Genomic DNA, 14428 nt, shown 5'->3' on the forward strand with positions numbered 1-14428 from the left:
CTCAGCCTAACTGATAACTTTCTTGCTCAACTATCTCCCGTAATCTTTTGATTTTAGAATCTTCCCCCAGTACTATTATCACGTCTCCTTCTTCTATTATTGTATTTGCCTTAGGATTAAATATGCTGTTATTATCCTTTTTTCTTACGGCTATCACTATCATTTCCACCTTGTCGGGTAAGGCTATTTCTTTAAGGGATTTACCGTTTATCCAAGAGTTTTTTGGTATATCGACCTCTTCTAGCTGTAAATCCTTTTCAGGTGTATGAATGATCGTTTCAAGAAATGATACAATGTTAGGCCGGGTTGCCATATAGGCTAATCTATTACCGGAGATTTCTGATTCAAGAACGATCTTGTTGATCCCGGCATAAGATAGTTTCTTCACCGATTCTGGGTCGTTGACTTTTGAAATAATGTTGATTTTAGGTACTATACTTTTCACCGTTAAAGCAACAAACAAGTTATCCACATCGGAAGGTAGGGTTAATATGATACTATCGGCTCTTTTGACCCCAACTTCTTCCAGCACCGTTTCATTTTTTGCATCACCGATAAAATATGGAATTTCCGCATTTATTTCTTTCAGGAATTGTTGGACTCTCTCTTCTGATTTGTCCAATAGGACAAAATCTTTTTTCTCTTTCAGCATATTTTGGCAGACAAAAAATCCAGTTTTACCGGCTCCTACAACAATATAATGATTATTCATACCGTTTATTTTTTTCATCCTTTTTCTTACCTCCAAAACATTTCTCATCTCACCCTCAACAATGAAGGAGGTTAGGGTTGAAAGAGAGTATAAAACTACCGTTATTCCGGAGAAAATCAATGTTGCTGTAAATATTTGTGAAACTCTTGACAAATCGGCAGGTAAACTATATCCAACGGTACTTAATGTGATTATAGTAAAAAATAAAGAGTCTAGAAAATTCCAATCTTCCAGTACCATATACCCTACCGTTCCAGTAAAGACTATAAGAACAAAAATTATAATGGATATTACAAATCGTCTTATTTTCAAAGCGAGAGTTTCACTCATTTGATCGAGACACGTGCCCCCTTTCACGATGAAGAATTAATAGTTTTTACCTTATGATCATTAATGTTTGGTCACCTTCAACGCTGTCTCCTCTTTTTACCAAAATTTTTTCAACTACACCATCATTTTCAGCGGGTATTTCATTTTCCATCTTCATTGCTTCTATTACAATAAGCTTATCTCCAGCTTTAACGCTCTGTCCTTCTTTCACATTTATTTCGTTAATTACTCCTGGAAGAGGAGCTTTGACCTCATAACCCGAGTCTGTTTCTCTTTTAGTTGACTCCTCGGGGATCTTTTCTTCGTCAACTTTTTGTTTTTTCGTAAGTTTCTTCTTGGTCCTTTTTTCGATTTTTTTGTCAGAAACAGGTTTGAGAGTCTCACTAGTTTGTTCTCTTTCAGAGGTACTTTCTTCTGTTTCTTTTATTTTTGCTTCGTTAATATTTTCAGAGCCTATTTCCTCAACTTCAACCTCATAGGTTTTGTTGTTTATAGTAACTTTGAATTTTCTTTTCAATTTACTTTACCTCCACCTTTTTTTGTAATAAGGTTTCCAAGAAATAGAAGGTTCATGTTTCATCCACCTTGTTTTAATTTCCCTTTTTGATTCTAACTCTTTGTTTGGAACTTCTTTAATACTTTCAATTTTGAATTCTTTATGAGTAAGATAAGTAGTTATAGCTGAAACGATAGCAAAAAGTTCTTCTTCATCTCTTTTATCTTTTTTTTCATGGTTTTCAATTCTTTTAACTTGTGGTGGCTTTATGTACTCTTTTTGAGGTTTTTCTAAACTTGATTTACCTGATGAGTTATTACTATTACTTTTAAAGAAAAAGCGAAAAAGCCAAATAATCGTCATTAAAATTATTAGCAATAAAAAAACTATAGATATTCCCATTAACGCAATAAACCATACCTTTTTCATAATTACCCCTCCATCATAAAGGAATATTTCCATGTTTTTTAGATGGAGTTGGTTTTACCTTTGAGTAAGCTATAGAAAGAGAAGCGGATAATTTTTTTCTTGTTTCGATGGGTTCTATAACATCTTCTATATAGCCCCTTGAGGCTGCTTCATAGGGATTTGCAAACCGCTCCTTGTATTCTTCGACACGTTTTTTTCTCGTTTCTTCAGGATTTTCTGAACTTTCAATTTCTTTAGCAAAAATAATGTTTGCTGCTCCTTCGGATCCCATAACGGCTATTTCCGCAGTTGGGTATGCGAACACAAAATCAGAGCCCAAATGTTGTGAAGCCATTGCAATATATGCTCCACCATAGGCTTTTCTTAAAATTACTGTGATCATTGGAACGGTGGATTCAGAATAAGCATACAAAAGCTTTGCTCCATGTCGGATTATTCCTCCATGTTCTTGAGATACACCCGGTAAATATCCAGGTGTGTCAACAAAGGTTATAATAGGTATATTAAAAGAATCACAGAATCTTATAAATCTGGCTGCTTTATCGGAAGCATCGATATCGAGTGAACCTGCCAAAATTTTTGGTTGGTTGGCTATGATCCCCACAGATTTTCCTTCCAATCTCGCAAAGCCTACGACAATATTTTTGGCAAAATGAGGATGAATTTCGAAGAAGGTACCTGGATCAAATACTAATTTGATTAAATCTTTTACATCGTAACTTTTTTTCGGGTTTGGTGAAACTATTTCGTTTATTTCTTCAGGTAATTCGTAGCTTTTATCGTAATCAGTGGGTTCTACAGGATCCATATTGTTTGAAGGTATATAAGAAAGTAGCTTTCTGACAAGTTCCATGGCTTCCTCATCGTCTTTTGCCAAAAGGTGGGCAACACCACTTTTTGAGTTATGAATCTTTGCTCCTCCCAGATTCTCTTTATCAATGTTTTCTCCAGTCACAGTTTTTATAACCTGAGGGCCTGTGATAAACATTTGTGAAGTTTGATCCACCATAATTACAAAATCAGTTATCGCTGGAGAGTAAACCGCCCCTCCTGCACACGGGCCAGCTATAACGGTTATTTGAGGAATTACACCAGAAGCCTGGGTATTTCTATAAAAGATTCCGCCGTAACCATATAGGGCATCAACGGCTTCCTGTATTCTAGCTCCGCCAGAGTCATTTATTCCGATTAAAGGAATGCCGTATTTCATTGCCAAATCTTGTAATTTCATTATTTTCTTTGCATGCATTTCTCCAAGGGAACCACCTTGAATGGTGAAATCTTGGGAAAAAATAGCAACTTTTTTGCCTTTGATCTCTCCAAATCCTGTAACAACTCCATCGTATGGAAACTCTTTTTTATCTAAACCGAAGTATGTGCATCTATGTTTAACCAACATATCGATTTCTTCAAAAGTACCTTCATCTACAAGAGCTTCTATTCTTTCACGGGCTGTTAACTTACCCGTTTTATGTTGTTTTTCTATTCTCTCTTCTCCTCCTCCAACAAGAAGGGATTCTTTCTTTTTTCTCAACTCTTCTATTTTTTGAATTAGTTCTTCATCTGGCATATATAAAGCCTCCTTATTGCGATATTTATACTATACTTGAAAACTCTAAAACGTAGTGTCAGCACCACTTCGACCCGCTCCCCATCCATTTAAAGGAAGGGACCTAAAATCCCTTAGACCCTGCAACCCGTAATTTATTATTTACGATACTCAACAAACTCGGTTAAAATACCGTTAGCAAATTTTGGATGTAAAAAGAAGACTAAACTTCCACCTGCTCCTCGATTAGGTTCATCAGATAAGGTTTTGTAACCCATTTTTTTTGCGTTTTCCATGACCATTTTAATGTTGTCTACTTGGTATGCGATGTGGTGAAATCCCTCGCCTCGTTTTTTTAAGAAATTTGATATTTCAGAGTCTTCTCTCATAGGTTCCATAAGTTCTATTCTAACATCTTTTATGTACAAAAAGGTAACTTTTATACCCCTATCTTCAAGGATTTCTTCAGCACTTTTTTCAACATGAAGCAAGTCCCTATACAACTTGATTGCTTCTTCTATGGAATTGACAGCAATTCCGATGTGGTCAATTTTGGGCTCCATTGTTTCCCTCCTCTTCACAGATGAATGCTATAACGTCTTTTTTAAGGGAATCGGCATCTTGATTTTCTAAAGAATAACCTTCCAAGAAATTTTCTATCAGATGGAAAAGATAGTTTTTAACGCGACTTTTTTTTCTTAAATTTTCTTTTGAATTATGGATTTGAAAGTGTTTTCTGCTAGTTTCTAACCATTGGTAAACTTTTTCAAATCCTTTGTTTTCAGTAGAACTAACGCCAAAAACCTTTTTATCACCTTCGTTTCTTGAATCCAAATAATTTTCTAAGTACATTAAAAACCTTTTGGAATTAGGTAGATCTATCTTATTAACAATATAGCAATCAGCTATTTCCATTATTCCTGCCTTATAAATTTGAATTTCGTCACCAGAATCAGGAGATAATATTAAAAGAGTAGTGTCACAAGCATAGAATATATCGATCTCTGATTGACCGGTTCCTACGGTTTCTATGATTATTGTATCGAAGCCAAATGCCTTCATTACATCAATAATATCATAAATTGAATTGCAAACTCCCCCCATTGCTCCTCTACTTGCTATACTTCTGATATAAACGTTAGAAGAGTTGGTTAAATCAAACATTCTTACCCTATCTCCCAAAAAAGCCCCACCACTGAAAGGACTGCTGGGATCAATCAGGATTATTCCAATATTCTGACCTTTATTGGAGTAAAATGAGACCAATCTTGAGATAAAAGAGCTTTTTCCGACGCCAGGACTACCTGTAACACCTATTACATATGAGTTTTTTGGTTGAATATCCGAATGTAATCGAGAAATAATTTCCCAGGTTTGTAAATAATTGTCTTCTAATAAAGATATCATCTTTGCGAGAGCGGTTTTATTTTGGGCTTTAAATTTTGGAAGTAATTGTTCATACTTTTCTTCCCATTGCAATATCTTTCACCTTCTCGATGATTTCTTTTAAGGAAGTACCTGGGGTGAAAATTTCGATTATGCCCATTTTCTTTAGTTCTGGGATATCTTCTTCTGGAATGATTCCCCCGAGGGTCACGGGAATATCAGCTTCCTTTTCTTTTAGTAAATTTAGTATTTTTTGACATAACTTTTTGTGTGCACCTGAAAGTATAGATAAACCAATTAAATCAACATCTTCTTGTATTGCCGCTTCAACAATTTCTTCTGGGGTTCTTCTTATGCCTGTGTAGATTACTTCCATTCCAGCGTCTCTTAGTGTTCTTGCTAAAACTTTGGCTCCGCGGTCATGACCATCGAGGCCTGGTTTAGCTATTAATACACGGATCTTCGTACTCATTTCAATGCTGCCTCCTTTCGATATGGCAAAGAATCAGTTAAATTAAAAATAGAAATTAGATTGTAGTACTTTCACGATACTCACCATAAACTTCTTTTAGAATTTTTGTTATTTCACCTACTGTGGAGTAGTTTTCTACACATTCTATTACATATGGAAATAAGTTTTCCTCATTTACTGCAGCCTTTTTCAATCTGTTCAAAGATTGTTCTACTTTTGTGTTATCTCTTTTCTTTTTTAAATTCTTTAATTTTTCTATTTGCTTTTCTTCTTGTTCTTCATCAACTTTTAGGATATCTATCTTTTCTTTCTTTTCAGAATTGTATTCATTAACCCCCACTATGATCTGTTCTTTGTTTTCTATTCTTTTTTGTGTTTTATAAGCACTGTTTAATATTTCTTTTTGGGGATATCCTGCTTCTATGGCTTTTACCATTCCACCTATCTCATCTATTTTTTCTAAATATTTTTGAGCTTCTTTTTCTATGTCTAAGGTTAATTTTTCTATAGCGAACGATCCCCCTAGGGGATCTACAGTTTCGCTTACTCCCATTTCGTGGGCTATGATTTGTTGTGTTCTTAAAGCGACGGTAACGGATTGTTCTGTAGGCAGTCCTAAAGCCTCATCGTAAGAGTTAGTGTGAAGTGATTGAGTGCCCCCCAAAATTGCAGCCAAAGCCTGAATGGTTACCCTTATTATGTTGTTTAAAGGTTGTTGTGCGGTTAACGTGGAACCAGCAGTCTGGGTATGAAATTTCAACTTCATCGCCTTTTCATCCGTCACACCGAACCGCTCTTTCATAATCCTGGCCCATAACTTTCTAGCGGCCCTGAATTTTGCCACTTCTTCTAAAAAGTTGTTATGGGCGTTAAAAAAGAATGAAAGGTTTGTTCCAAATTCATTTGGATCTAAACCGGCTTTAATTGCCGCCTCGACATAGGATATTCCATCTGCCAATGTGAAAGCTACTTCTTGAACCGCATTAGCACCCGCTTCTCTAATATGATAACCACTGATACTTATTAAGTTAAATTTTGGAAGGTTTTTGCTTCCATAATCAAAGATATCTACTATCAACTTCATAGATTCTTTAGGTGGAAATATGTAAGTGCCCCTTGCTATGTATTCTTTTAAAATATCATTCTGAATAGTGCCTCTGAGCTTTTCATAAGGAACACCTTGTTTTTTTGCAATAGCCATTAACATTGCTAATAAAATCATCGCAGTTGAGTTGATAGTCATTGAAACACTTACCTTATCTAGAGGGATGCCGTCGAAAAGAATCTCCATATCTCTTAATGAATCTATTGCTACTCCAACCTTTCCTACTTCCCCCTCGGACATGGGATCGTCTGAGTCAAATCCTATTTGTGTTGGTAGATCAAAGGCTATGGATAAACCTGTTTGGCCTTGTTCTAATAAGTATTTATATCTTTTGTTTGATTCTTCTGCAGACCCAAATCCTGCATATTGACGCATAGTCCACAACTTACCACGGTACATGGTTGGTTGTACACCTCTGGTGAAAGGATATTCACCAGGGAAGCCTAAATCTTTAATGTAATCTAAGTTTTTTATATCTAAAGGCGTGTAAAGCCGTTCAATCTTATCTTCATATGAGGTAACGAATTCTTTTTTTCTCTCTGGGAAACGTTTTAAGGTAGGTTCTAATTTTTTCTCTTCCCATTCTTTTTTTGAGTTTTCTATTTCATGAATTTTTTCTCTTTCAAACATAGGAATTTCCTCCCACAATAAATTTTTTATGTACTATGAAAAAAATTTCAATACTCTGGGTCATTATTATTTTACCCTATTATTTTAAAATTTACAAATTTTTATTTTCAAAAAATAATTTCGCTGATTAACGTAGGCAATATTGTGTTATAATTTAAAAAGCTAGTTTAAGGAGGTAAAAAACGATAAAAGCACATTTTGACAAAGACCTTAGGTCATTAATTGAGAAATCCAATTATGCTCCAAAACAAATAGCAGATAATTTAAAAATACCTTTATCCACCTTAGAAAATCTTATGAACGGAGACTTTGAGTACTTCTCCAAAGTCTCTTTGACAGATGTAGCAAAGAGATTGAGTACTATATTAGATGAAGAGATAAATGTAATCTTTGAAGATGAAGAGTTAAAAGAAGAAGGCCAGCTAAAAAAGAAAGATACGACGTATAACAAACTTAGAATATTTCAATTTTTGATGGTAGCATTCTTGATCGTTAACTTAATTTTTCTTTATTTTCTAATCCAAGATTTAAGGTTTTACAATAATATACTGCAAAGAAATATATACACACTAAATATTATCAATAGAGGAACTTCTGAAATATATGTAAACAAAACTGTGGTTCCACCAAGCCAGAATATTCAAATCCAACTGGCTTTTGGAGAAAATTTGGAGATACACGGTAACCAAGGTGAAACGGTTATAGAAACACCACTTGTCAAATATACTGTAAAACTGGAAGATTTTGAGGTGAGTTTGTCGTATGGGAATGACTAAAGCACCAGATCTTGTAAATTATTTGGCACATGTATTTACTGCTGGAGATTCTGATTTATGGTTTTATAAGATGGGTTTGAAAGAGTTGCTCGAAAAACATTTTGGACCAATTGACTATATTTCTTCTTCATTAGATTTTCAGCGCTTTACCAATTATTATAACGAAGAAATGGGTAAAAATATACGAATTGATTCAAGGTTGGTGAGTTTTAAATATCTAAGTTCTCCCAGTTTTTTGCCTGATGCGAAATTGATAACGAATGAAATTGAGAATAACTTCTCGGTTGATGGTAAAAGAAAAGTAAATATAGACATCGGCTATCTTCACCACACTCAATTTGTTTTAGCGAGCACAAAACATTGGGGAAATAGGATTTATATTGGCAAAGGTATATATGCGGAAATTACCTTAATGTACAATTTTGGGCAATGGGAACCTCTCAAATACACTTACGCTAATTTTAAAGATCCTGAATATTTAAATGAGTTAGATGCTATCAGAGATATTTATCTGAAGAAAAGAAAAAATTATATATCGTAATGTGATTATTAATTTTTAATAATATGGATGGTGAAAATATTGTTGTCACAAGGTGGTTGGTTGTCACTAATATATTTAGTTGTATTTCTGTTTTTGGCTCATTTTTCTCCTTTTATTATTGCAGCGTTGATTTTGGGTGTTTTTTTGTCTATGCTCATAGAAGCACCACAAAATTTGTTTTCTAAGGTTATGAATTCTAAATTATCTGCTGTTTTATCGCATATACTTGTCTTAGGGTTAGTCTTATATGCCGCGATTACGTTTTTCCCCGTTATTATTAATGAAGGTAGGACCCTGTTTTCTATGCTTTCTTCTTTAACAATTCCTCAAGAAGAAGCACTGACTCAACTGCCTGAATGGTTGGTAACATTTATCAATGATTTGAACAAAAATCTTTCTGATTTTGCTTTAGGCTTGATGAACCAGCTTTTATCATCCATTCCAAATTTGATAACTTCAGCTATAGTCTTGGTGGTAACAACTGCGGCTATAGGTTCCTTAAAAACGATCACCAAGAATAATTTATGGAAACTTTACCCTGTAAATGACAGAGAAAAAGGTTTGAAATTTATAAAGGATACCTACTCACAATTTGAAAGATTTGTACATGGCCAATTTTTGACAGCTATAATGGTAGGAACTTTCATTGGGTTAACGTCTTTCATCTTTCGTATACCTAGTGCACTTTTTTTAGGTATTTTAGCTTGGATCACCGATTTTATTCCCTATTTAGGAGTAGTTATTTCGGCAGTTCCTTTATTGATGTTAGCTTTTACAGAAAACGGGCTAATCGGTCTAATAATAGGTTTAGCAATTTTAACTATTGCTAATCAGTTGGAAATGTGGTTCTTCAGTCCGAGAATCCAAAGTAATGCTCTCGATTTACATTGGTTTGTAATAATAATATCTATACTTTTATTTGGTGAGTTATTTAGTTTTTTAGGCATTCTTATCGCCCTTCCGATAGTTGTTTATCTTAGGAACTTTTGGGAATATTTTGTGTTAAAAATCAAGTGATTTAAATGAAAAGATTTTATCTTTTTTTAATAAACATTTTGTTGACAATATTCAGTTTCTCAGCTGCCAATCTGCTAACAGAAAATGATCCCGAATACTATTTTAAAAAGTTAGGGGAAGTCTATTTAAAATACCCAATTTATGGAGATTTAAAAAATATTCCAGAAAGTTTTGAAAATTATATACACTTTTCAATGGATTTAAAATACGAGGACAGAATCATAGATAATTTTGATCTATCTCAAGGCTGGTATAGAAGTACAGAGATAAATGAACTCTTATTCAGAGATTTTGTTGTAGAAAACGGGAATTTATTCACGTTCGGAATCAAAAATTATTATAGCGATTATTTTTATGCACAGTTCATCGCTGATTTCAGGTTAAGTGATACCTCTTATTTTACTTATGAAAATTACAGTCTTTTCGACCTTCCGTCTTTGGTTTATATCTCTTTAGATTTTCCCACTTATTCTTATTTATCTTACAATAAAGAAGATCTTAGTTTTTTGGTGGGAAGAGTCCCTCTTTCATACGGTCCTATGAAATACAACTTAGTCTTATCTGATAACTCTCCTTATTATGATACCTTGGCTATTTCTTATTCTTTTAATGATAAATTAGATTACGATTTCTCTGTTTTATCCATGGTGCCTTTGCTTTCAAAAGAAGAGTATGCTGCGATGGATGACGAGTTTATCGCCTTTAGAAATGCTTTTTATAATGGTTTAAATTATAATCCAAACGAAAAACTTTATTTGGGAATAAGCTCATTGAATCAGGTGGCAGGAGAGCTACCTAATCCTGTAAATATGTTTATAATATCCGACGTGGGTGTATATGGTGGGTACATGAAGATTATCCCTTTTTGGGATATAAATATAGATAATGAATATGCATTTAATTATGACACAAATAGCAGTGGTTATGGTTTAGGCCTTTCAAAGACCTTTGATTTTGAAGGTGCCAAATTTAGAATTGGTGTTGAAAGATACAAAATACAAGATAACTTTTTTTCAAGCGTTTATCCATACGATAACTTATACTACAGAACCATCGCTTTATCTTCCGAACCTGGTGCCAGAATTTTTTTTGACTATCCTTTTGGTTTCAAGTATGGGGAAGATTCCAAAATTAATAGTGTTGATTTAACCTTAGCCTTTGAAAAAGGTTATTTCAATTACATCTGGGATTATGGAACGAACTCAAAAGGTATAATCGATAGCAATGTTTTCAGTTTCTTATTCAATACAAAGATGGGAGATTTTGAGATGAAATGGAAATCTTTGAAAAATGGTGAGGAAAAATTTGAGACATTTTTGATATCTTATTTATTCGAGGTGAACTTTTTATTGCCATGAAAAAAGTCGAGTTGTTATCCCCCGCAGGGAACTTTGAAAAATTGGAAACTGTGTATCACTATGGTGCCGATGCCGCATACATTGGTGGAAAAATTCTAAATTTAAGGGCATTTTCCAAAAATTTTGAAGATGAAGAATTGGAAAAGGCGGTAAAATTGGCTAGAAAATTACAAAAGAAACTCTTTGTAACTCTCAATGCAATACCCCACAATTCTGAATTGGAACTCTTACCTGATTATGTAAATTATTTGGAAAGATTAAAAGTGGATGGGGTAATAGTCGCGGATTTGGGTGTATTTAATATTGTGAAAAGAAACTCAAACTTACCTTTGATCGTAAGTACTCAGGCAAGTAACACCAATTGGGCCAGTGTTGCCATGTGGAGAGATTTAGGAGCGAAGAGGGTCATATTGGCAAGAGAACTTTCATTAAAAGAAATATCAGAAATCAGAGAAAAAGTCCCAGATATAGACATTGAAGTATTTATTCATGGAGCGATGTGTGTATCTATTTCAGGCAGATGTCTATTAAGTAATTACTTAACGGGACGAGATGCCAACAGAGGCCAATGTACACAGCCTTGCAGATGGAAGTACTATCTAATGGAAGAAAAAAGACCTGGGGAATATTTTCCTGTGTTTGAAGATGAAAGAGGAACTTACATTATGAATTCTAAAGACCTTTGTACTGTTGATTTTCTCGACAAAATAATCGAAACCGGGGTTGATAGTTTAAAGATAGAAGGAAGGATGAAAAGTAGTTATTATGCAGGAATGACGACTAAAGTATACAGGCAAGCAATAGATAGTTATTACAACAAAGAATACACTAAAGAACTTATCGATAGTTTAAAAAAAGAACTCGAAAGTGTTAGTCACAGAGAGTACACATCAGGTTTTTATTTTCATAAACCGGGTGAAAACTCCCAAAATTATAAGACTTCGTCCTACATTAGAAATTACAAATTTGTGGGGAAAATTATAGAAAAGATATCTGAAGATCAATATGTTGTTGATGTCAGGAATAAGATAGAAAAGGGTGAAGAATTAGAGATTGTAACCAAAAAAGGTGAAAATACTAAAGTATTATTGGATCAAATAGTAAATCTTGAAGATGGTAGTTTAATAGATAGTGCTAATCCAAATCAAAAAATTATTTTGAAGGAGTATAATTCCCTGGACGTCGGTGATTTAATCCGAGTTCCTGACAAAGGAGGCAATAAACACATTGATTGAATTGATTGATCTTACAAAACGTTTTTCGGAAAATGTGGTGGCGGTGGATCATGTAAACTTGGAAATAGAAGATGGAAAAATTTTCGGGTTTTTAGGACCTAACGGTGCAGGAAAAACAACCACTATAAACATGATCACAGGTTTGTACAAACCAACTTCTGGAAGAATTATTTATGATGGTATGGATTTTCAAAAAGAATCAATAAAGATAAAAAAGTTGATAGGTTTTGTTCCGGATGAACCATTTCTATTTGAAAAAATAACTGGAATATCTTATCTAAATTTTATAAGCGACGTGTTTGAGGTATCACTTGAAGAACGCAAAAAAAGAGGGGAGTGGTTGATAAAAACCTTTAAGCTCGAAAGCTCTATTAGCAACCCTATTTCTACTTATTCCCATGGGATGAAACAGAAATTAGCTCTGATTGCTGCGTTGATTCACAATCCAAAGTTCTGGATTCTCGACGAACCAATTGTTGGGCTTGATCCTGAATCAGCTTTTATTTTGAAAAATCTTATGAAAAAATATGTGGAAGCAGGAAATATAGTATTTTTTTCCACACATATTATGGAAATTGCAGAAAAAGTTTGTGATGAAATAGCCATCATTGATAAGGGAAGGATCATATTTGAAGGTTCTATAAAAGATCTAAGAAAGCTCAAAGGGGATAAAAGTTTGGAACAAATATTCTTAGAGGTGACAAATAGTGAAAGCGAAAAGATTGATTTCTCTTATCTTGATTAAATTAGATCAGCACTATGGAATTTCCAAAACTAAATACTCCATAAAAAGGAATAAAAGTGATTTAATTACTTTTATAGTCCTTTTTTGCGTCTTTGTACTAATCGTTGTTGCATATTCACCTCTATACCTTAACATGCTTAAAACTACTTTGGAGACTTACACAATCTTGAATATACAGCCATTATTTCTGGCAAACTTTTTTGTCTTAGCTGGTTTTTTTGGCTTCTTCTTAGGTGCTTTTCTGCTGATTGGAGAATTATTTATCAATAAAGATATGAATCTTTTATTAACCTTACCTTTGAAACCTTATGAAGTTATTTTAGGGAAATTATCTGTGATTTTATTTGATCAAATGTTTATTTCATTGATATTATTGCTGCCTTCTTTGATTTATTTTGGGGTTTATACTAAACAAGGTTTTTTATATTATTTAATATTCATAATTATTTTTCTTTTTTCGCAAGTATTTCCAATGACCTTGATTTTATTGTATGCGTTGTTGACTTCAAAACTATTTAAAAAATCTAATAGGCGAGAGCTCTTCTTGTATTTATCAACAATTTTTCTTATGGTTATCTTTGGTTTATATTTGTTTTTATCAGGGTCAAATTTCTCAATAAATACGCAAAATAGCAACGAAATACCCAATATTTCTATCAATCCCGATAGCGTCATTACTAAGTTAGCAAGGATTTATCCCCCTGCTTTTTTAGCCGTAAAATCTTTAACTAGTGGCATTTTTTTAAATTTAGCATGGCTTTTATTGTTCCTGGGCTTTCATTTATCCCTATTAATTTTAACGTTGTATGTTGGTGAAAAATTATATTATTCTAATTATTCTTCTCTGATAGAATCAAAACCTTTACTTAGAAAATCTAAAACTCAAGGAACTTATAACTTCTTCACTAAAGAATCTACAGTAGACAAAGCTCTATTGAAAAGAGAGTGGCTGTATTTTTTGAAAACACCTTCATTTTCAGTCAATGGATTTAGTAATGTTTTGGCCTTTCCAATAATATTGATAGTCTTTGGTATTATATTCAATAATGTGGAATTAGGGTTAAGTAATGAAATAATAAGTACGATATTACAATACAAATTATTTATTGTTGGTTTTGTTGCAACTTTAGCTTCGTCTATAAATGGTCTTTCTTACTCATGTTTTTCAAGGGAAGGAGGGTTAATAAAAGAACTGAAAATACTACCTGTTAATGTGGATCAAATTTTAAGGGCCAAAATTAAACATATTGTACAAATAAGCTCATTAGGTTTTGTTTCTGGTTTAATTATTGGGACATTGCTTTTTAAACTAAATCTTTATGAATTTTGCGGAGCCATGATCTTAGCGATTATTTTTAATTTGTTTCTAAATATAATTCAAATGATTATTGATGCTTCAAAACCATACTTAAACTGGGATAATCCACAGAAGGCGATGAAACAAAATATAAATGGTTTGCTTGCTATATTGTTGGTTTTTGGAGTTGTAGGAATCGTAGGGTTCTTGATATATAAATTGGTTCCATTATTCGATCAGTATCTTATTTTCATCATTCTAAACTTCATATTCTTGATTTTTAGCTTAATACTATGGAGATATTTAAAAAGAAAAACCGTTCAGCTTCTAAGTAGAGAATTATAATAGTA

Annotated in this window: 15 protein-coding genes; 7 read left to right on the forward strand and 8 right to left on the reverse strand. The window is 33.4% G+C overall.

Annotation, left to right across the window (positions count from 1 at the left end; all coding sequences use genetic code 11):
- Nucleotide 1: 1 nt before the first annotated feature.
- From X927_RS09300 to X927_RS09335, 8 genes are all read right to left on the reverse strand, one after another.
- A complete protein-coding gene (locus X927_RS09300) occupies nt 2-1042 on the reverse strand; it encodes a potassium channel family protein (protein ID WP_103077783.1) in 1041 nt (346 codons plus the stop codon).
- A gap of 46 nt (nt 1043-1088) precedes the next feature.
- Nucleotides 1089-1559, reverse strand: a complete 471-nt coding sequence (locus tag X927_RS09305; protein ID WP_103077784.1) for a biotin/lipoyl-containing protein — start codon at nt 1557-1559, stop codon at nt 1089-1091.
- 6 nt (nt 1560-1565) lie between these two features.
- A complete protein-coding gene (locus X927_RS09310; protein ID WP_169925222.1) occupies nt 1566-1967 on the reverse strand; it encodes an OadG family transporter subunit in 402 nt (133 codons plus the stop codon).
- Nucleotides 1968-1980: 13 nt separating this feature from the next.
- A complete protein-coding gene (locus tag X927_RS09315; RefSeq protein ID WP_103077786.1) occupies nt 1981-3537 on the reverse strand; it encodes an acyl-CoA carboxylase subunit beta in 1557 nt (518 codons plus the stop codon).
- A gap of 137 nt (nt 3538-3674) precedes the next feature.
- Nucleotides 3675-4079: a methylmalonyl-CoA epimerase gene (gene mce / locus X927_RS09320; protein WP_103077787.1), complete on the reverse strand. Its 405-nt coding sequence runs from the start codon at nt 4077-4079 to the stop codon at nt 3675-3677.
- Nucleotides 4063-4995 carry an ArgK/MeaB family GTPase gene (locus X927_RS09325; protein WP_103077788.1) on the reverse strand — a complete coding sequence of 311 codons (933 nt, stop codon included), beginning with the start codon at nt 4993-4995 and terminating at the stop codon, nt 4063-4065. Before X927_RS09325 ends, mce begins: the two co-directional genes overlap by 17 nt.
- On the reverse strand, nt 4973-5374 hold the full coding sequence (locus X927_RS09330; protein ID WP_103077789.1) for a cobalamin B12-binding domain-containing protein: 402 nt from the start codon (nt 5372-5374) through the stop codon (nt 4973-4975). The genes X927_RS09325 and X927_RS09330 overlap by 23 nt, the downstream gene beginning before the upstream one ends.
- Nucleotides 5375-5429: 55 nt before the next feature.
- A complete protein-coding gene (locus tag X927_RS09335) occupies nt 5430-7109 on the reverse strand; it encodes an acyl-CoA mutase large subunit family protein (RefSeq protein WP_103077790.1) in 1680 nt (559 codons plus the stop codon).
- Between the two features lie 296 nt (nt 7110-7405).
- Here X927_RS09335 and X927_RS09340 point away from each other — a divergent pair, with 296 nt between their 5' ends.
- From X927_RS09340 to X927_RS09370, 7 genes are read left to right on the forward strand one after another with little or no spacing between them, the layout of a single operon-like run.
- Nucleotides 7406-7885, forward strand: a complete 480-nt coding sequence (locus X927_RS09340; RefSeq protein ID WP_146026604.1) for a hypothetical protein — start codon at nt 7406-7408, stop codon at nt 7883-7885.
- Nucleotides 7872-8426 carry a DUF4416 family protein gene (locus tag X927_RS09345; RefSeq protein ID WP_103077792.1) on the forward strand — a complete coding sequence of 185 codons (555 nt, stop codon included), beginning with the start codon at nt 7872-7874 and terminating at the stop codon, nt 8424-8426. Before X927_RS09340 ends, X927_RS09345 begins: the two co-directional genes overlap by 14 nt.
- A 39-nt stretch (nt 8427-8465) precedes the next feature.
- Nucleotides 8466-9443 (forward strand): AI-2E family transporter, encoded by a 978-nt coding sequence (locus tag X927_RS09350; protein ID WP_245855518.1) that lies wholly within the window; start codon nt 8466-8468, stop codon nt 9441-9443.
- Between the two features lie 5 nt (nt 9444-9448).
- Entirely contained in the window at nt 9449-10801 is a 1353-nt protein-coding gene (locus tag X927_RS09355) for a hypothetical protein (protein ID WP_103077794.1), read from the forward strand.
- On the forward strand, nt 10798-12036 hold the full coding sequence (locus tag X927_RS09360) for a peptidase U32 family protein (RefSeq protein WP_103077795.1): 1239 nt from the start codon (nt 10798-10800) through the stop codon (nt 12034-12036). Before X927_RS09355 ends, X927_RS09360 begins: the two co-directional genes overlap by 4 nt.
- Complete coding sequence (locus tag X927_RS09365; protein WP_103077796.1) at nt 12029-12781, forward strand: ABC transporter ATP-binding protein; 753 nt, start codon at nt 12029-12031, stop codon at nt 12779-12781. The genes X927_RS09360 and X927_RS09365 overlap by 8 nt, the downstream gene beginning before the upstream one ends.
- Nucleotides 12744-14423 (forward strand): putative ABC transporter permease subunit, encoded by a 1680-nt coding sequence (locus X927_RS09370; RefSeq protein ID WP_103077797.1) that lies wholly within the window; start codon nt 12744-12746, stop codon nt 14421-14423. The genes X927_RS09365 and X927_RS09370 overlap by 38 nt, the downstream gene beginning before the upstream one ends.
- The last annotated feature ends 5 nt before the right edge of the window (nt 14424-14428 follow it).

The sequence above is a fragment of the Petrotoga mexicana DSM 14811 genome (assembly GCF_002895565.1).
Lineage (GTDB): Bacteria > Thermotogota > Thermotogae > Petrotogales > Petrotogaceae > Petrotoga > Petrotoga mexicana.